The 17,951-nt window shown below is 65.5% G+C and carries 16 protein-coding genes; 10 read left to right on the top strand and 6 right to left on the bottom strand.

Annotated elements, in window-relative coordinates; translation table 11 throughout:
- The first annotated feature begins 6 nt into the window (after nt 1-6).
- Genes HNQ66_RS15865 through HNQ66_RS15855 form a run of 3 tightly spaced genes read left to right on the top strand, consistent with a single transcriptional unit; the run spans nt 7 to nt 1,478 of the window.
- Entirely contained in the window at nt 7-567 is a 561-nt protein-coding gene (locus HNQ66_RS15865; RefSeq protein WP_184145147.1) for a rod-binding protein, read from the top strand.
- Between the two features lie 15 nt (nt 568-582).
- A complete protein-coding gene (locus tag HNQ66_RS15860; RefSeq protein ID WP_184145146.1) occupies nt 583-951 on the top strand; it encodes a hypothetical protein in 369 nt (122 codons plus the stop codon).
- Nucleotides 948-1,478, top strand: a complete 531-nt coding sequence (locus tag HNQ66_RS15855; protein ID WP_184145145.1) for a hypothetical protein — start codon at nt 948-950, stop codon at nt 1,476-1,478. The genes HNQ66_RS15860 and HNQ66_RS15855 overlap by 4 nt, the downstream gene beginning before the upstream one ends.
- Before the next feature lie 38 nt (nt 1,479-1,516).
- Here HNQ66_RS15855 and HNQ66_RS15850 read toward each other — a convergent pair whose 3' ends face one another.
- Nucleotides 1,517-2,383, bottom strand: coding sequence for a WecB/TagA/CpsF family glycosyltransferase (locus tag HNQ66_RS15850; protein WP_184145144.1), 867 nt, complete (start codon nt 2,381-2,383; stop codon nt 1,517-1,519).
- Nucleotides 2,384-2,725: 342 nt separating this feature from the next.
- On the opposite strand from HNQ66_RS15850, the gene folD reads away from it, so the two are divergent.
- Entirely contained in the window at nt 2,726-3,625 is a 900-nt protein-coding gene (gene folD, locus HNQ66_RS15845; protein WP_184145143.1) for a bifunctional methylenetetrahydrofolate dehydrogenase/methenyltetrahydrofolate cyclohydrolase FolD, read from the top strand.
- Between the two features lie 309 nt (nt 3,626-3,934).
- On the opposite strand, the gene HNQ66_RS15840 is transcribed toward folD, so the two are convergent.
- Nucleotides 3,935-4,963, bottom strand: coding sequence for a substrate-binding domain-containing protein (locus HNQ66_RS15840; RefSeq protein ID WP_184145142.1), 1,029 nt, complete (start codon nt 4,961-4,963; stop codon nt 3,935-3,937).
- 325 nt (nt 4,964-5,288) lie between these two features.
- Between HNQ66_RS15840 and HNQ66_RS15835 the strand changes: the two genes are divergently transcribed.
- The 6 genes from HNQ66_RS15835 to HNQ66_RS15810 all read left to right on the top strand — a co-directional run bounded on the left by HNQ66_RS15835 (nt 5,289) and on the right by HNQ66_RS15810 (nt 12,241).
- Complete coding sequence (locus HNQ66_RS15835) at nt 5,289-6,629, top strand: ABC transporter substrate-binding protein (protein ID WP_246434328.1); 1,341 nt, start codon at nt 5,289-5,291, stop codon at nt 6,627-6,629.
- A 143-nt stretch (nt 6,630-6,772) separates the two neighbouring features.
- A complete protein-coding gene (locus HNQ66_RS15830; protein WP_184145140.1) occupies nt 6,773-7,780 on the top strand; it encodes an ABC transporter permease subunit in 1,008 nt (335 codons plus the stop codon).
- Nucleotide 7,781: 1 nt separating this feature from the next.
- Nucleotides 7,782-8,927, top strand: a complete 1,146-nt coding sequence (locus tag HNQ66_RS15825) for a carbohydrate ABC transporter permease (RefSeq protein WP_184145139.1) — start codon at nt 7,782-7,784, stop codon at nt 8,925-8,927.
- A gap of 29 nt (nt 8,928-8,956) precedes the next feature.
- Nucleotides 8,957-10,609, top strand: coding sequence for a beta-galactosidase BglA (bglA, locus tag HNQ66_RS15820; RefSeq protein WP_184145138.1), 1,653 nt, complete (start codon nt 8,957-8,959; stop codon nt 10,607-10,609).
- A gap of 28 nt (nt 10,610-10,637) precedes the next feature.
- Nucleotides 10,638-11,729 (top strand): ABC transporter ATP-binding protein, encoded by a 1,092-nt coding sequence (locus HNQ66_RS15815; RefSeq protein ID WP_184145137.1) that lies wholly within the window; start codon nt 10,638-10,640, stop codon nt 11,727-11,729.
- Between the two features lie 98 nt (nt 11,730-11,827).
- Nucleotides 11,828-12,241: a hypothetical protein gene (locus HNQ66_RS15810; RefSeq protein ID WP_184145136.1), complete on the top strand. Its 414-nt coding sequence runs from the start codon at nt 11,828-11,830 to the stop codon at nt 12,239-12,241.
- Between the two features lie 206 nt (nt 12,242-12,447).
- Here HNQ66_RS15810 and edd read toward each other — a convergent pair whose 3' ends face one another.
- From edd to HNQ66_RS15790, 4 genes are all read right to left on the bottom strand, one after another.
- Nucleotides 12,448-14,268: a phosphogluconate dehydratase gene (edd, locus tag HNQ66_RS15805; protein ID WP_184145135.1), complete on the bottom strand. Its 1,821-nt coding sequence runs from the start codon at nt 14,266-14,268 to the stop codon at nt 12,448-12,450.
- A gap of 119 nt (nt 14,269-14,387) precedes the next feature.
- Entirely contained in the window at nt 14,388-15,086 is a 699-nt protein-coding gene (gene pgl / locus HNQ66_RS15800) for a 6-phosphogluconolactonase (protein WP_184145134.1), read from the bottom strand.
- A 9-nt stretch (nt 15,087-15,095) separates the two neighbouring features.
- Entirely contained in the window at nt 15,096-16,568 is a 1,473-nt protein-coding gene (gene zwf / locus HNQ66_RS15795; protein ID WP_184145133.1) for a glucose-6-phosphate dehydrogenase, read from the bottom strand.
- A 96-nt stretch (nt 16,569-16,664) separates the two neighbouring features.
- Nucleotides 16,665-17,948: an NAD(P)/FAD-dependent oxidoreductase gene (locus tag HNQ66_RS15790; RefSeq protein ID WP_184145132.1), complete on the bottom strand. Its 1,284-nt coding sequence runs from the start codon at nt 17,946-17,948 to the stop codon at nt 16,665-16,667.
- Nucleotides 17,949-17,951 lie beyond the last annotated feature (3 nt).

Here is a 17,951-nt window from a genome sequence, read left to right as displayed (position 1 = left end):
TGAGACGTGGCAATTTCTCCCCCCAGCGACCTGGTGCTCGATGTCGTGCGCGCCGCCGACCCGGCGCAGGTTCAGGAAGCGCAAGCCAAGCTGAAATCGAACCGCGCCGCCTTCGAGGCCAACAGTCTCGCCGAGGCCGGCGCCGGCTTCCAGGCCGCCGTCGGCATTCTCAACCGCGATACGGCGGCAAGCCATGCCGCAGCGAGTTCCGGCAGCGTCACCGCCGTCGGTGCGAAGGCCGTTCCGGAGCACCTGCGCAAATTCGAATCCATGGTGCTGCAGAATTTCGTGAAGTCGATGATGCCGACCGAGAGCGAGGAGCTCTACGGCAAGGGCACGGCCGGCGAGATGTGGCGCGGCATGATGGCCGACCAGCTCGGCGAGGCGCTTGCCAAGGGCGGCGGCATCGGCATCGCCGAAAGCCTCGCCGGCAAGAGCGGCATCACCACCAATCCGAGGGACCGGGATACCGACCGCGTCGCCGCCGGCATGGTCGAGACGCTGCAGCGGCAGGCCTTCGCGGACCTCATCCCGTCCGTCAAGGAAGACGACAAGAAAAAAGCATAAGCGGAGAACGACAAGATGGAACAGGCGAACAACGAACTGCGGATCCGCACCGTGCTCGGCCGGCTGGAAACGATCATCGACAACGAGAACGACAATATCGGTCGCGACCCCCAGTTCGACCTGCCGACCTCGAATGCCCACAAGAGCCGCTGCCTCTACGAGCTTGCCATGCTGACGCGCGACGTGCGCCCCGACGAGGTGCCGCCGACCTTCTCCGTCCAGCTCGGCCGGGTGCGCGAGAAGCTCGCCACCAACGCCCAGCGCGTCTCGGCGCATCTGGAGGCCGTGCGCGAGGTCGTCACCATCCTCAAGAACGCCGTGCAGGACCTTGAGGCGGACGGCACCTATTCGCAGGAGCAGTTCCGCATGGGTTACGGCACATGATCAAGCTCGTCGGCACCGGCGTCTGGATTCTCCTGATCACGCTCGCCTCCGTCTATTTCTCGCTGAAGATGGCCTCGGCCCCCAAGGTCGATACCGCCGCGGCCGAGCGCGAGGCGGCGATGGAATTCGTCAGCGGCTATACGACGACCGTGCCGGTGATCGGGGAGGGGGGCGTCAACGGCTACCTCCTCACCAAGCTCGCCTACAAGGCCAACAAGGAACTGGCGGCCAAGCAGGTCGTGCCGCTGCCGGAGCTGATCACCGACGAGCTCTACACGCTTCTCGTCGGCAAGAAGATGATCGATATCGCCGATGTCGGCAGCTTCGACCTCGAAGCCTTCCGGGGCGTCGTCAAGGAGGGGCTGAACCGCCGCTTCGGCGCGAATGTCATCGACGAGGTCTATGTCGAGCAGATCGACTATCTGACCACCGCCTCCGTGGAGGACCCGGCCCCCAAGCGCGGCGTCACGCTGCTGAAGGGCGAGGTTCCCGCACAGAAGACCGAGGGCAAGAGCGGCGGGCATTGAGGCCGGCCAGGCATCGATGACAGGGATGGGCCGGCTGCCTAGTGCAGGCCGGCCTTTGCCGTTCTGGAGGAGAACTTCCGGCAGAAGGCGTGATAGAGGAGAACCGTGTAGGCGCCGTATCGGCGAAGCCGGCGCGCGGGATCGCTCATGAAGCGGTGCAGCCGGCCGTGACGCGGCTTTTCGAGGCCGTGCGGCGCATCGGCGGCTTCCTCCAGCAGGGTCTCGAACAGGCCGCCGGCGCTGAGCACGAGCCGCGCATGGCCAGGGCCGACATGCCGGTCGATCCATTTCTCCTGCGCCGGCTCGTCCATCGCCACCAGCAGGATATCCGCCTCCGCCGCGCGCACCCGGTCCATGACCAGGTCGGATTGTGCGGGATCGAAGGCGCTGTCGGCGACCGGCAGGAAGGTGTGCCAGGGCGCATGCCGGCGCAGCCGCTCCGTCGCCCGCATCAGCGCGGCCTGCTGCCCGCCGATGAGCGCGACGCGCATCGGCCTTTCGATATAGGTGAGGAGCGCCGGGACGAAATCCGCGGCGGTGAGCTTTGCCGGAAAGCCCCGGCCGTGAAGCAGCAGCGAGGCGGCATCGACGCCCTTGCCGTCCGGCAGCACGATCTGGCGTTCGAGCACGGCCCTGTAGTCGGCGTCGCGCCGCATCCGGTTCGCCTTGTCCGCATCGAGAAAGGCGATGACGCTCTGGCCGAACGGCCGTTCGGCCGCCTCCGCGGCGAAGGCGAAGAGGTCCGCCCAGCCGAGATCGCAGACCGCAAGCCCGAGGATATCGCGGTGCGAGCCGAGCGTGCTGCCCGAAACGAGATTCGGCAGGGCGCTGCGCGCACGCCGAACGGTGCGGGCCTTCACGGTGCGGCGCGGAACGCCGGCAGGATACAACAGGTCGGGCTTCATGCTTTTCCCAGGAAGCTGGTGCGTTGCCTGCGGTGTAGCAACTCGGCTTGAAAGGCCGTTTAAGGAAACCCTGAAAATGCCGGCGCCGGAATTCATCGCTTGCTAACCTTTGCGCCAATGGATTGATTCAGCTTGTATATTTCCAATTGGCCGGGCTTTCGCGCCGGCAGGAATTTGCAGGCTGCTCCAGAAAGGGACGCCGGCCGGCCGGAAAGGCATGCGGCGTTCTTTCCGCCGCGCAAGGCTTGAATTTATCCGTTTTGGACAGCATAGGGCGTTGGGAGGCCATTGCGCCATTCCGCCCGCCGCTAGAGTGGCCGCAATTCATTCGGGGAGACAAACGTGACCACCATTATCGATGGGAAGCAGGTTGCCGCTTCCGTGATTGACGCCGTGAAGTCCGCCACCGCCGCGCTGGAGAAGGACGCGGGCGTGAAGCCCGGCCTTGCCGTCGTCATCGTCGGCAACGATCCGGCAAGCCATGCCTATGTCTCCTCCAAGAGCCGCATGGCCAAGGAATGCGGCTTCAACTCCGTCCAGCACACGCTGCCGGAGGAAACGACGCAGGAAGAGCTTGCCCGTCTGGTCGAGACGCTGAACGCCGACGAGACCATCCACGGCATCCTTGTCCAGCTCCCGCTGCCCAGGCACCTGAATTCCGAGCCGATCATCCAGTCGATCCGGCCCGAGAAGGACGTCGACGGCCTGCATGTCGTCAATGCCGGCAAGGTGGCGACGGGCGATCTCGACGGCGGTCTCGTCTCCTGCACGCCGGCCGGCGCCATGGTCTTCGTGCGGCGCACGCACGGCGAGGACCTTTCCGGCCTCAACGCCGTGGTGATCGGCCGCTCCAACCTCTTCGGCAAGCCGATGTCGGCCCTGCTGCTCGCCGCCAACGCGACGGTGACGACGGCCCATTCGCGCACGAAGGACCTCGCCGCCGTCTGCCGCAACGCCGATATCCTCGTCGCCGCGGTCGGCCGGCCGGAAATGGTCAAGGCGGACTGGGTCAAGCCCGGCGCGACCGTCATCGACGTCGGCATCAACCGCGTTCCCGCGCCGGAAAAGGGCGAGGGCAAGTCTCGTCTCGTCGGCGACGTCGCCTTCGACGAATGCGCCAGGGTCGCCGGCGTCATCACCCCGGTCCCCGGCGGCGTCGGCCCCATGACCATCGCCATGCTGATGGCCAACACGGTGATCGCCGCCTACCGCAAGGCCGGCAGGACGCCGCCGAAGTTCTGATCGGTTGTGGGGGCGGGGCAGCAGGGCATCGCGGTGCTGCCCTCCTGCTGTCACCGCCGCCGACCCCCATTGTCACCTCCCCGGCGATGCGCCTCTGCCGCCTCTCTGCCGCCGTCCTCTTGCAACCTTTCCACCCACCTCCACCTCTCCGGCGTGGATGGTCGGGCTTGACCCGACCATCCACGCCGCGGGTGCCGCGGTGGATCCTCGGGTCAAGCCCGAGGATGACGGAGGGAGAGGAAATGGGGTTTCCGCCAAACGATGCTCAACGCTCAACGCTTGGCGGAACAGACACTCCGGAACGTGCCCTCACTTCCCCGCCGGCGCCGGTCCGGTCGAGGCGCGTACGATGAGGTCGGCTTTCCACAATTCCTGCTGCGGCAGCGCTTCGAGCCGCAGGATATCGGCGATGAGGCGGCGGGCGATGCGCTGGCCGGCGGCGCGCAGCGACGAGCGGGTCGTCGTCAGCGGCACGCGGAAATTCTCCGGCTTCAGCATGGGCAGCACGTCGTCATGGGCGATGAGGGAGATGTCCGTGCCGAGCGTCAGGCCCGCCTGGCTGATCGCCCGCACCGCGCCGAGCGCCAGCACCGTGCTGGAACAGAGGACGGCCGTCGGCGGCGTTTCGAGCTGCAGGAAGCGCTCCATCGCCCGGTAGCCGTGCTCGTCCGTCATCTGCGAATGCTCCACGCACTCCTCGCGCAGCGTCAGGCCGTGCTCGGCGAGCGCCCGCTCCGTGCCCTTGCGGCGGCGGATGGCGAAGGTGAGGTGGTCCGGCCCGTTGATGAGTGCGAAATGCCGGTGGCCGAGTTGCGCGAGCAGGCGCGCGGCATCGTAGAACGCGCCCGTATTGTCGATGTCGAGATAGGGATAGTCCGTCGGCATGCCCATCGAGCGCCCGTGCACCACGAAGGGCGTCTTCAGCGATTTCAGCATGGCGATGCGCGGGTCCTTCACGCGCATGTAGGCAAGGAAAAGCGCGTCGACATTGCCGCTCGCCACCAGCCGCCGGCAGGTCGCCACCTCCTCGTCCGGATGGCTCGGATTGATCACGAAATGAAAGTCGTGCTTGACCGCCTCGTCGCCGAGCCCGGCAAGGAACTCGCCGAAATGCACGTCGGATTCGATGCCGTCGGCCGTCGGCATGACGAGGCCGATGGAGCCCGCCCGGCCGGTCGCAAGGCGCTGCGCTGCGCGGTTCGGGCGATATCCCGTCTCGCGCACCGCCTCGAGCACGCGCTGGCGCGTTTCGGCATTGACCTCCGGGTAGCCGTTCAGCGCCCTGCTGACGGTCGTCTGCGAGAGGCCCAGCAATTGCGATAACTGCTTGAGATTCACATGCTTAGCTTTCTAGGAACAGTCGAAGCGCTTTGAATCTTCCGTTCCCTGTCCCGTCATTTCCTTCAAAGCGCTTCGGGCATCTAACATCAGCGAATTCCGCAGGAAAAGCGGATTTGGCCGTTTTGCGCCGCAAAACTACGCTGCATTGCGTCAAAGGCGGCATTTTTGCGGCCAAATGATTTGGGGGTACTTGACGAGTCCGAGCGTGAGGTGTGATGAAAGGAGAACCAAAGCGCTTTGAATTTTTGGCTATTTTAGAGGATGCCCGCCCGGAAGAGGCGGGTTTGCTATGGGAGGCAATCCGGTGAAAAAGACATTGCTGATGACGGCCGCGCTCGCGCTTTTGATGGTGGGCGGCGCTGCCGCCGCCGATCTGAAGTTCAAGCCGGGCGAGGACGCCAAATTCAACTGGCAGAGTTTCGAGGATTTCAAGAAGGGCCATGACCTCAAGGGCCAGTCGCTCACCATCTTCGGCCCCTGGCGCGGCGAGGACGAGGCGCTCTTCAAGAACGTCTACGCCTATTTCGTCGAGGCGACGGGCGTCGACCTGAAATACTCCTCTTCCGAGAACTACGAGCAGCAGATCGTCATCGACACGCAGGCCGGCAGCCCGCCGGACGTCGCCATCCTGCCGCAGCCGGGCCTCATCGCCGACCTCGCCTCCAAGGGCTACCTGACGCCGCTCGGCGACGAGACCAAGCAGTGGCTGCTCGACAACTATGCCGCCGGCCAGTCCTGGGTGGACCTTTCCACCTACAAGGGCAAGGACGGCAAGGACGAGCTCTACGCCTTCCCCTACAAGATCGACGTGAAGTCGCTCGTCTGGTACGTGCCGGAGAACTTCGAGGACGCCGGCTACGAAGTGCCGAAGACCATGGAGGACCTCAAGGCGCTGACCGAGAAGATCGTCGCCGACGGCGGCACGCCCTGGTGCATCGGTCTTGGTTCGGGTGGCGCCACCGGCTGGCCGGCGACCGACTGGGTCGAGGACCTGATGCTGCGCACGGCCTCGCCCGAGACCTACGACAAGTGGGTCAAGAACGAGATCCCCTTCACCGATCCGGCCGTGATCGGCGCGATCGACGAGTTCGGCTGGTTCGCCAAGAACGACAAGTTCGTCGACGGCGGCGCGGCGGCGGTGGCCTCCACCGACTTCCGCGACAGCCCGAAGGGCCTCTTCACCTCGCCGCCGAAGTGCTACCTGCACCACCAGGCTTCGTTCATCCCGTCCTTCTTCCCGGAAGGCACGGTGGTCGGCGAGGATGCTGACTTCTTCTACATGCCGCCCTATGCCAGCAAGCCTGAGCTCGGCAATCCGGTCCTCGGTGCCGGCACGCTCGCCATGATCACCAAGGACACGCCGGCCGCGCGCGCCTTCATCGAGTTCCTCAAGACGCCGATCGCCCATGAGGTCTGGATGGCCCAGTCGAGCTTCCTGACGCCCTTCAAGAGCGCCAACAAGGAAGCCTATGCCAACGGGCCGATGAAGAAGCAGGGCGAAATCCTGCTCAACTCCACGACCTTCCGCTTCGACGGCTCGGACCTGATGCCGGGCAAGATCGGCGCGGGCGCGTTCTGGACCGGCATGGTCGACTTCGTCGGCGGCAAGTCCTCGGCCGATGTCGCGGCCGACGTCCAGAAGGCCTGGGACGCCATCAAGTAACATTGCGGCGAACCGGCCGGCACCCGCCGGCCGGTTTTCCCAAAACATGCCAAGTGCAGCCGGACCATGCGGGCGCTCCGCGTGAGCGCGAATCGTGGCCGTGACAAGAACGTCTGGGGCGCATTCCTGGGGGAGGGACTGCCGTGCAGCAATTGTTATTCGCCATCTTCACGATGATCGGGGGCGTTCTTGCCTGCGTCGTCTATTTCTTCGGAACGAACTGGCTGCTCGACAAGCTGTTCCCCTCCAAGGGGCTGGTCGGGGCAGAGGCATCGCGTAACCTCAGGCTTACCAATGCCATCCGCCCCTGGCTCTTCATGGCGCCCGCGCTCTGCGCGCTCGCCATCTACCTCGTCTACCCCGTCTTCGAATCCGTCCGCCTTTCCTTCCTCGACCGTTCCGGCCGCCAGTTCGTCGGCTTCAGCAACTATGTCTGGATGCTGGGCGACGGCGAGTTCCGCCAGTCGATCTTCAACAATTTCCTCTGGCTCCTCGTGGTGCCGGCGCTCTCCACCTTCTTCGGCCTCGTCATCGCCGCGCTCACCGACCGCATCTGGTGGGGCAATATCGCCAAGACGCTGATCTTCATGCCGATGGCGATCTCCTTCGTCGGCGCCGCCGTCATCTGGAAGTTCGTCTACGACTACCGCTCGGAAGGCTCCGAGCAGATCGGCATCCTCAATGCCGTCGTCGTCGCCTTCGGCGGTGCGCCGGAAGCCTGGATGACCATTCCCTTCTGGAACAACTTCTTCCTCATGGTCATCCTGATCTGGATCCAGACGGGCTTTGCCATGGTGATCCTCTCGGCGGCGCTGCGCGGCATCCCGGAGGAGACCATCGAGGCGGCCGTCATCGACGGGGCGAACGGCGTGCAGATCTTCTTCAAGATCATGGTGCCGCAGATCTGGGGCACGATCGCCGTCGTCTGGACGACGATCACCATCCTGGTCCTCAAGGTCTTCGACATCGTGCTCGCTATGACGAACGGCCAGTGGCAGACGCAGGTTCTGGCGAACCTGATGTTCGACTGGATGTTCCGCGGTGGCGGCGATTTCGGGCGCGGCGCGTCCATCGCCGTCGTCATCATGATCCTCGTCGTGCCGATCATGATCTGGAACATCCGCAACGCCACCAAGGAAATGGAGCGCTGAGATGACCGCCACCTCCCGTTCGCCGCTCATCATCGTCGTCCATCTCTCGGTCCTGCTCATCGTCGCGCTCTGGACGCTGCCGACCGCGGGCCTTCTCATCTCCTCGCTGCGCGACAAGGATCAGCTTGCCGTTTCCGGCTGGTGGACGGCGCTATCCACCTCCGCGCAGAACATGACCGGCCGCGCCGCCTCGCCGGAAACGCAGGTCGAGCGCGACGGCAAGTTCGTCATTTCCGGCAATCTCCTCGAAAGGGACAATGCCAGGGTCTCGGCCTTCGGCGTCCGCCCCATGCAGCCGGCCGCCTTCAAGGCCGGCACCGCCGCCGATATCGGCGACGGCCAGACGCTGACCGTCGCGGAGGACGGCAATTACGAGATCGTCTCGCCGACGAAGATGGAAGGCACGCGCGGCCAGCGCATATTCTACACCGCCACCGTGCCGCCGCGCTTCACGCTTGACAATTATCGTGAAGTGCTGAGCGCCGCCGGCATCGGCTCGTCCTTCATCAACTCGCTGACCGTGGCGGTTCCCGCGACGATCATCCCGATCCTCGTCGCCGCCTTCTGCGCCTATGCGCTCGCCTGGATGCCGTTTCCCGGCCGGGCGATCCTGATCGCCGTCGTCGTCGGCCTGCTCGTCGTGCCTTTGCAGATGTCGCTGATCCCGCTTCTCAGGCTCTACAACGGCGTCGGCGCCTTCCTCGGCGTGCCGGCCAAGACCTATGTCGGCATCTGGCTCGCCCATATGGGCTTCGGCCTGCCGCTCGCCATCTATCTTTTGCGCAACTACATGGCCGGCCTGCCGCGCGAGATCATGGAATCGGCCCGCGTCGACGGTGCCTCCGATTTCGATATCTTCGTGAAGATCATCCTGCCGCTCTCCTTCCCGGCGCTCGCCTCCTTCGCCATCTTCCAGTTCCTGTGGACGTGGAACGACCTGCTCGTCGCCATGGTCTTCCTCGGCACCGGCAATGACGAGCTGGTGCTGACGGGGCGCCTCGTGAACCTGCTCGGCTCGCGCGGCGGCAACTGGGAAATCCTCACGGCCTCCGCCTTCATCACCATCGTCGTCCCCCTCATCGTCTTCTTCAGCCTGCAGCGCTATCTCGTGCGCGGCCTGCTGGCGGGCTCGGTCAAGGGCGGCTGAAGACTTCAAGCAGACAGGAAAAAACGAGAATGACGACGTCGGATTCAACGCTTCTTACGCCGGACAAGGACTGGTGGCGCGGCGCGGTGATCTACCAGATTTATCCGCGCTCCTACCAGGACACCAACGGCGACGGGATCGGCGATTTGCGCGGCATCACCGAGCGCCTCCATCACGTCGCCTCCCTCGGGGCGGATGCGATCTGGGTCTCGCCCTTCTTCACCTCGCCGATGAAGGACTTCGGCTACGACGTCGCGGATTATCTCGACGTCGACCCGATCTTCGGCGAGCTTGCCGATTTCGATGCGCTGATCGCAGAGGCGCACCGTCTCGATATCCGCGTGATGATCGACCTCGTGCTCTCGCACACCTCCGACAAGCATCCCTGGTTCGTCGAAAGCCGCTCGCGCCGCACGAATCCCAAGGCCGACTGGTACGTCTGGGCCGATTCCAAGCCGGACGGGACGCCGCCGAACAACTGGCTGTCGATCTTCGGCGGCTCGGCCTGGCAGTGGGACCCGACGCGCCTGCAATATTACATGCACAACTTCCTGACCTCGCAGCCGGACCTGAACCTCCACAATCCCGAGGTCCAGGACGCGCTGCTTTCGGTCGCCCGTTTCTGGCTGGAGCGCGGCGTCGACGGCTTCCGCCTCGATACGATCAACTTCTATTTCCACGACAAGGAACTGCGCGACAACCCGTCGCTGCCGCCCGAGCGCCGCAACGCGCAGACGGCGCCCGCCGTGAACCCCTACAATTACCAGGAACATCTCTACGACAAGAACCAGCCGGAGAACCTCGACTTCCTGAAACGCTTCCGCGCGCTGATGGAGGAGTTTCCGGCGATCGCCGCCGTCGGCGAGGTGGGCGACAGCCAGCGCGGTCTGGAGATCGCCGGTCAATACACCTCCGGCGGCGACAAGATGCACATGTGCTATGCCTTCGAGTTTCTGGCGCCCGATGCGCTGACGCCGGCCTTCGTCGCCGAGACGCAGCGCGCGCTGGAAAAGGCAGCGCCCGAGGGCTGGGTGTGCTGGGCCTTCTCGAACCACGATGTGATGCGCCATGTCAGCCGCTGGGGCTTCGGCGTCACCGACCACGACGCCCATGCCAAGCTGCTCGCAAGTCTCCTGATGTCGCTGCGCGGCTCCGTCTGCATCTACCAGGGCGAGGAGCTGGCCCTGCCGGAGGCCGAGCTTGCCTACGAGGACCTGCAGGATCCCTACGGCATCCAGTTCTGGCCGGACTTCAAGGGCCGCGACGGCTGCCGCACGCCGATGGTCTGGGATGCCGGCGAGCAATCCGGCGGTTTCAGCGCCGGCAGGCCCTGGCTTCCCGTTCCCGAGGTCCATCTGAAGCGCGCCGTCAGCGTGCAGGACAAGGACGAGGCCTCGGTGCTCGCCCACTACCGCCGCTTCCTCTCCTTCCGCAAGGAGCATGCGGCGCTCGCCAAGGGCGAGATCGAGTTCCATTCGGCCGAAGGGGCGATCCTTTCCTTCGTGCGCACGCACGGCAACGAGAAAGTCTTCTGCGCCTTCAACATGAGCCCGGTCGCGCGCCTTGCCGACCTGCCGGCCGGCACGCTGGAAGCGCTGGAAGGCCACGGCTTCGACAGCGTGATGCATGAAGAGACCATAGAACTTCCGGCCTGGAGCGGGTTCTTCGCCCGCTTCGTGTAACCGGCCAAAACGACAGGGGGAGACAGACATGGCAGGACTGGTGCTCAAGGATATCCGCAAGTCCTACGGCGCGGTGGACGTCATCCACGGCATCGATCTCGATATCAGGCAGGGTGAGTTCGTCGTCTTCGTCGGCCCGTCCGGCTGCGGCAAGTCGACCCTCCTGCGCATGATCGCGGGCCTCGAGGAGATCACCGGCGGCGAGATGACGATCGACGGCGAGCGCGTCAACGACGTGCCGCCGTCCAAGCGCGGCATCGCCATGGTGTTCCAGTCCTACGCGCTCTATCCGCACATGACGGTCTACGACAACATGGCCTTTGGCATGCGGATCGCCGGCGAAAGCAAGGAGGAGATCGACCGTCGCGTACGCTCGGCCGCCGATATCCTGCAGCTTACACAATACCTTGACCGCCTGCCCAAGGCGCTTTCGGGCGGCCAGCGCCAGCGCGTCGCCATCGGCCGCGCCATCTGCCGCAATCCCAAGGTCTTCCTCTTCGACGAGCCGCTGTCGAACCTCGACGCGGCGCTGCGCGTCGCCACCCGCATCGAGATCGCCAAGCTCAACGAGCAGATGGCCGACACGACGATGATCTACGTGACGCACGACCAGGTGGAGGCGATGACGCTCGCCGACCGCATCGTCGTGCTCTCGGCCGGCCATATCGAGCAGGTCGGCGCGCCGCTGGAGCTCTACGAGCGCCCGGCGAACCTCTTCGTCGCCCGCTTCATCGGCTCGCCGGCCATGAACGTCATTCCGGCGAAGATCACCGCGGCCGGCGAGACGACCGCGCTGGAGCTGACCGGCGGGCGCGTCTGCGACGTCGGGATCGCGACGGCCGCGTCCGAGGTCGGCAAGACGGCGAGCTTCGGCGTTCGCCCGGAGGACCTTGCGATCACCACGGGCGACGACTTCCTCTTCGAGGGCACCGTCTCGATCGTCGAGGCGCTGGGCGAGGTGACGCTGCTCTATATCGACGGCCTCGTGCCGGGCGAGCCGATCATCGCCAAGATTCCCGGCATCCTTCCGGTCAAGCGCGGCGACAAGGTGCGGCTGACGGCCGACAGGGCCAAGCTCCATCTTTTCGACGCCGCCGGAAAGAGCTACCGCGCCGCCTGAGGCCCGGGCGGCAGGATTTCGTCCTGCCGCTCAACCCGATGTTAAGCGTTGTTCCCCTAGGATTTTTCCCGAAGTGAACATGCCGGGGCACCAGTCAGATGCGTTTTCAGGATCAAGCGCCGAACCGCAATTACCTGAACAAGGAAGAATCCTTCATGTACGATCGGGAGAAGAGCTTCCCGATGGAGGATACCTGCAACGAGGCCCGCATCGAGTTCACCGAGAGCGGCGGCCTCGTCAACCTCGTCTCCCGGCGCGGCATCATCACCAAGCTCTCGCGCAGCGGCGCCGTCATCACCATGACGACGAAATTCCAGCTTCCGCGCAATTTCTACCTCGACATCGTCAGCGCCCGCATTCCGATGATCGGCTGCCTGACGCAGCGCGTCTATCCGAACGACGTCGTCGAAGCCCGCTTCCTGCGCCTGCTCTCCGACAAGGACCTGCAGCGCATCTTCGTCTACTCGACGCACCGCAACCATCAGGGCCGGACGCTGGATATCTATAGCTGAGGCGAAGGGACCGGCCCCTAGTCAGCGGTGCCTCGCACTCTGCGGCTTCGGTCACGACCGTTCCTCTCCTTCGTCATGCTCGGGCCTGACCCGAGCATCCATGCCACAAGCGATGCCCTTCCGTGGGACGTGGATCCTCGGGTCAAGCCCGAGGATGACGTTGCGGGTGTGGTGAGCGGTGCAGAAACCGACCGCCTCTTCTTCCGCTATGCAAACAGCACGCTCGCCCCGTGATCCGCCGGGCCCGCGATGGCGCGGAAGGGGGCGAAGAGTTCGCGGCCCATGCCGAATTCGTTGCCGGAAAGATCGGCGGGGGCCTGCGGGCGGGCGGAGAATTCCGCTTCGTCCACCAGCACCTCGATGGTGCCGGCAACGGCATCGAGGCGGATCATGTCGCCCTCGCGGATGCGGCCGATGGGGCCGTTGTCGACCGCCTCGGGCGTGACGTGGATGGCGGCCGGGACCTTGCCGGAAGCGCCGGACATGCGCCCGTCGGTCAGCAGCGCCACCTTCTGGCCGCGGTCCTGAAGGATGCCGAGCACGGTAGTCAGCTTGTGCAGCTCCGGCATGCCGTTGGCCTTCGGGCCCTGGAAGCGCACGACGGCGATGAAATCGCCCGTCAGCTCGCCGGCCTTGAAGGCCGCGTTGAGGTCGAGCTGGTCGTGGAAGACCTTGGCCGGGGCTTCGATGACATGGCGCTCCGGCTTGACGGCGGAGATCTTGATCACGGCCTTGCCGATATTGCCCGTCAGCATCTTGAGGCCCCCGCTCGCCTGGAACGGGGCCTCGATATTGGCGAGGATCTTCGGGTCGTGGCTGTATTTCGGCGCCGGCTCGCGTTCGACGCCGCCCTGGGCCCCGAGCTTCGGCTCGATCGTATAGGCTTGCAGGCCCTGGCCGTAGACCGTGCGCACGTCGTCGTGCAGCAGGCCGCCCTGCAGGAGTTCCTTGATGAGGAAGCCCATGCCGCCGGCCGCGTGGAAATGGTTCACGTCGGCAAGACCGTTCGGATAGACGCGGGCCAGCAGCGGCACGATGTCCGAAAGGTCGGAAATGTCCTTCCAGGTCAGCATGATGCCGGCGGCGCGCGCCATCGCGACGAGGTGCAGCGTGTGGTTGGTCGAGCCGCCCGTGGCATGCAGGCCGACGACGCCGTTGACGATGGAGCGCTCGTCGATCATCTCGCCGGCGGGCGTGAACTCGTTGCCCTCGGCGGTGATGGCGAGCGCGCGCCTTGCCGCTTCCTTCGTCAGCGCGTCGCGCAGCGGCGTGCCGGGATTGATGAAGGAGGCGCCGGGCATGTGGAAGCCCATGATCTCCATCAGCATCTGGTTGGAATTGGCGGTGCCGTAGAAGGTGCAGGTGCCGGGGCCGTGATAGGACTTCGATTCGGCTTCCAGCAGCTCGGCGCGGCCGACCTTGCCCTCGGCATAGAGCTGGCGCACGCGGGCCTTCTCGTCGTTCGGCAGGCCCGAGGTCATGGGCCCGGCGGGAACGAAGACGGCCGGCAGGTGCCCGAAGGTCAGCGCGGCGATGACGAGGCCCGGAACGATCTTGTCGCAGACGCCGAGATAGACGACCGAATCGAACATGTTGTGCGAGAGGCCGACGCCCGCCGCCATGGCGATGAGGTCGCGCGAGAAGAGCGACAGCTCCATGCCCGGCTGGCCCTGGGTGACACCATCGCACATGGCCGGCACGCCGCCGGCGACCTGCGCCACGCCGCCCGCCTCCCGCGCGGCCTCGCGGATCAGCGCCGGATAGGTCTCGAAGGGCTGGTGGGCCGAGAGCATGTCGTTATAGGCGGTGATGATGCCGAGGTTGGGGACGCGGTCGCCGGCGAGCGCGTCCTTCTCGGCGGGGGAACAGACGGCGAAGCCGTGCGCGAGGTTGCCGCAGGAGAGCACCGAGCGGTGCACGCCCTTGGTGGCGGCGGCGCGCACCCGGTCGAGATAGGGTTCGCGAAGCGGCCTGGAGCGTTCGGCGATGCGGGCGGTAATGGCTTCGATGCGTTTGTCGGCGGACATGGGAGCGATCCTGACTTCTCGATTGCATTTTCGCACGGGCTAGCGCGCGGGAAAGCTGCGCCGTCCGCTGGTGGTGGCGTGATACGCCGGATGGGGCCGGGCGATGCCGGCCGGGCGTCTCAGGGCGCCCAGTAGATGTCGACCGGCGTTGCCGCCCGCCGCAGCATGGCGCGGATCGGCATGTCGGTCTCCGGCCCGTCCTTCTCTGCCGCGGCAAGGACGTCCTTCTTGCCCTGTCCCTCGATATGCAGGACCAGAAGGCGTGCATCCTGGAGGCTGGTGAAGGTGAAGGTGAGGCGGGTTTCGCCCGCGCCCTCCGCCTCCATGGTGATGACGCCGCGCGGCGTTTCGGGCGAGATCGCCTCGGCAAGGCGGCTGCCGCCGGGGAAGAACGAGGCTGTATGGCCGTCGGTCCCCATGCCGAGGATGGCGACGTCGAAGGGAGCCCCGAGCGCGGCGGCATCCGCCGTCGCGATCCTTGCAGCCTCCTCGGCGCTTTCCGCCGCGCGGTAGAGCGGCAGGAAGGACGCGGCCTTCGCCTTGTCCCGAAGCAGGTTCTCGGCAACAAGCAGGTGGTTCGAGCGCGGATTGTCGGCCGGCACGAAGCGCTCGTCGACGAGCGTGATCGTCACGTTGCTCCAGTCGATGTCGCGGGTGGACAGCGCCTTGAAGAAGGCCTTCGGCGTCGAGCCGCCGGAAACGGCGATGGTGGCGTGCCCACGCGCGGCGACGCCCTCGGCAAGCGCTGCGGAAACGGCGTCCGCCAGCCCTTCGGCAAGCGCCGCCCCATCCGCAAATTCGTGCAGTCTCGCGCTCATCGCCGCTCCTTACGTTTCGTGCCAGGTGCGGCCGTCGCGCTCGATGAGGGCGATGGCCTGGCTCGGGCCCCAGGTGCCGGCGGTGTAGCCCTGCGCCTGCTGGCCGGTGGTCTCCCAGGCCTTGAGGATCGGGTCGATCCAGCGCCAGGCGGCCTCGACCTCGTCGCGGCGCATGAAGAGCGTCTGGTTGTTGCGGATGACGTCGAGCAGCAGGCGCTCGTAGGCATCGGCATTGCGCGCCTCGAAGGCTTCGGCGAAGCTCATGTCGAGCGAGACGTTGCGAAGGCGCATGCCGCCGGGGCCCGGATCCTTGATCATCAGCGACTGCTTGACGCCTTCGTCCGGCTGGAGGCGGATGATGAGCTGGTTCTGCTCGATGCGGCCGGCGGAGGGATCGAAGATCGAATGCGGGATCGGCTTGAAGGTGATGACGATCTCCGACATGCGCGCGGCAAGGCGCTTGCCGGTGCGGATGTAGAAGGGAACGCCCGCCCAGCGCCAGTTGCCGATCTCGGCCTTGATGGCGACGAAGGTCTCGGTGTTGGAAACGCCGCCTTCCAGCTCTTCGAGGTAGCCCTTGACCGGGCCGCCCGACGAGGCGCCGGCGCGGTACTGGCCGCGCACCGTCAGGCGCTCGACATTGTACTGGTCGACCGGCTTCAGCGCGCGCAGCACCTTGAGCTTTTCGTCGCGCACGGCTTCGGCGTCCATCGAGGAGGGCACTTCCATGGCGACGAGGCAGAGAAGCTGCAGGATGTGGTTCTGCACCATGTCGCGCAGCGCGCCGGCCTTGTCATAGTAGCCGGCGCGGCTTTCGAGGCCGACGGATTCGGCGACCGTGATCTGCACATGGTCGATATGGGCGGAGTTCCACAGCGGCTCGTAGAGCGCGTTGGCAAAGCGCAGCGCCATCAGGTTCTGCACCGTCTCCTTGCCGAGATAGTGGTCGATGCGGAAGATCTGGTCTTCGTGGAAGACCTTGCCGATCGTGTTGTTCAACTCGTTGGCTGAGGCAAGGTCCCGGCCGATCGGCTTTTCCACGACGATGCGGGTCTGCTTGGTGATCAGCTTGTGGTCGCGGATCTTTTCCGAGATGTCGCCGAAGATGGCGGGCGCGACGGCGAGGTAGAAGGCGCGCACGCGGTCCTTGCCCTCGTCGAGCAGGGCCTTCAGCTTGTCCCAGCCCTGCTCGGACTTGGCGTCGACCGCCACATAGAACAGCCGGTCGCAGAATGTCTTGACCTCGGCCTCGTCGAATTCGCCGGGCTTGAGGTGCTCCTTCAGCGCGTCGACGGCGAACTTGCGGTATTCCGCGTCCGTATAGGCGGTGCGCGAGGCGCCGATGATGCGCGTCGGGTCCGTCAACTGGCCGGCGAGCTGGCGGTGGTAGAGGGCCGGAAGGAGCTTGCGTTCCGCAAGGTCGCCGGTTCCGCCGAAGACGACATAGTCGAAGGGTTCAACGGGAATGATCTGGCTGCTCATCGGATATCTCGATCTCGTTCTGTTGCCGGGTGTTATAATCTAATCGATTTAAAAACGCCAGAGTGCAACGCAACAAAATCGGTGTTTCCGACTCGATCAGAGCTTGTCGCGTAGCGCGTACCACGTCATGGCGAGGAACAGAAGCGGCGAGCGGAACCTTGAACCACCGGGGAAGGCCGGGATTTTCAGGGCCTTCATCAGGTCGAGTTCTGCGCTGCCGCCCGTCACGTCCTCGGCATAGAGCTTGCCGCAATAGTTCGACAGCATGACGCCGTGGCCGGAATAGCCGCCGATCGAGGTGATGCCGGGCATGACCTCGCGCACATAGGGCTTGCGCGGCATGGTGATGCCGACCGAGCCGCCCCAGGCATGGGTGAGCTCGATGCCCTTGAGTTCCGGATAGACCTCCTCGATCTGCCGGCGGATGGGCGGCGTCATGTCGTCGAGATTTTCCGAATAGGCCTCGCGACCGCCGAAGAGCAGGCGCCCGTCGCGCGTCTTGCGGAAATAGCGCACGACGAAGCGCGTATCGGCGATGGATTCGCTGCCGGGAATGATCGACGGGAATTTGTCGAGCGGCACCGTGGCGCCGATGAAGGAGCGGATCGGCATGACATGGGCGGCCGTCTTCGGCTCCAGGTCGCCGATATAGGCGTTGCAGGCGATCAGCGCCCTGTCGGCGCGGATCGTGCCCCTTGCCGTGGTGATCACCGCCTTGCCGCCCGCCCGCTCGATCCTGAGCGCCGGGGTCTTCTCGTGCAGGTGCGCGCCCGCCGCCTGCGCGGCCCGGGCGATGCCGACGATGAGCTTCATCGGGTGGATATGGCCGGTGCCGGTGTCGCGGATGCCGAAGAAGAAGCGCTTCGAGCCGACGCGCTCCTCCGTCTCCGCCCGGTCCATGTAGTGCATGTGCGGATAGCCGAAGCGAGTGGCGGCGATCTCGACGTGGTCGCGGAATTCCTTCTCGTAGCTCGCCTTGTGGCTGACATTGAGCTGGCCCGGCATGTATTCGATGTCGAGGTCCTGCGCCGCCGCGAAGTCGTGGATATGGCGCTTGGCATTTTCGGCAAGGTCGAACAGCGCCCTGGCGCGCTCGAAGCCGAGCTCGGCCTCGAGGCTTTCCGCCTCGGCGCGCTGGCCGGTGCCGAGCTGGCCGCCGTTGCGCCCCGAAGCGCCGTCGCCGAAGCGATGCGCGTCGATGAGGACGACGTTGACGCCCTTCTTCGCAAGGTTGTAGGCGGCCTGCAGGCCGGTGAAGCCGCCGCCGACGACGGCGACGTCGGCATCGACGGATCCGTCGAGCGGGGCATATTCGGGGCGTTCCCCGACGCTTGCCTCATACCAGGAGATGCCGGGGGAAATCGGGCTTTGCCAGGCCATTCA

The sequence above is a fragment of the Shinella fusca genome, assembly GCF_014203155.1.
Lineage (GTDB): Bacteria > Pseudomonadota > Alphaproteobacteria > Rhizobiales > Rhizobiaceae > Shinella > Shinella fusca.
This window is presented reverse-complemented; position numbering and strand designations above follow the sequence as displayed.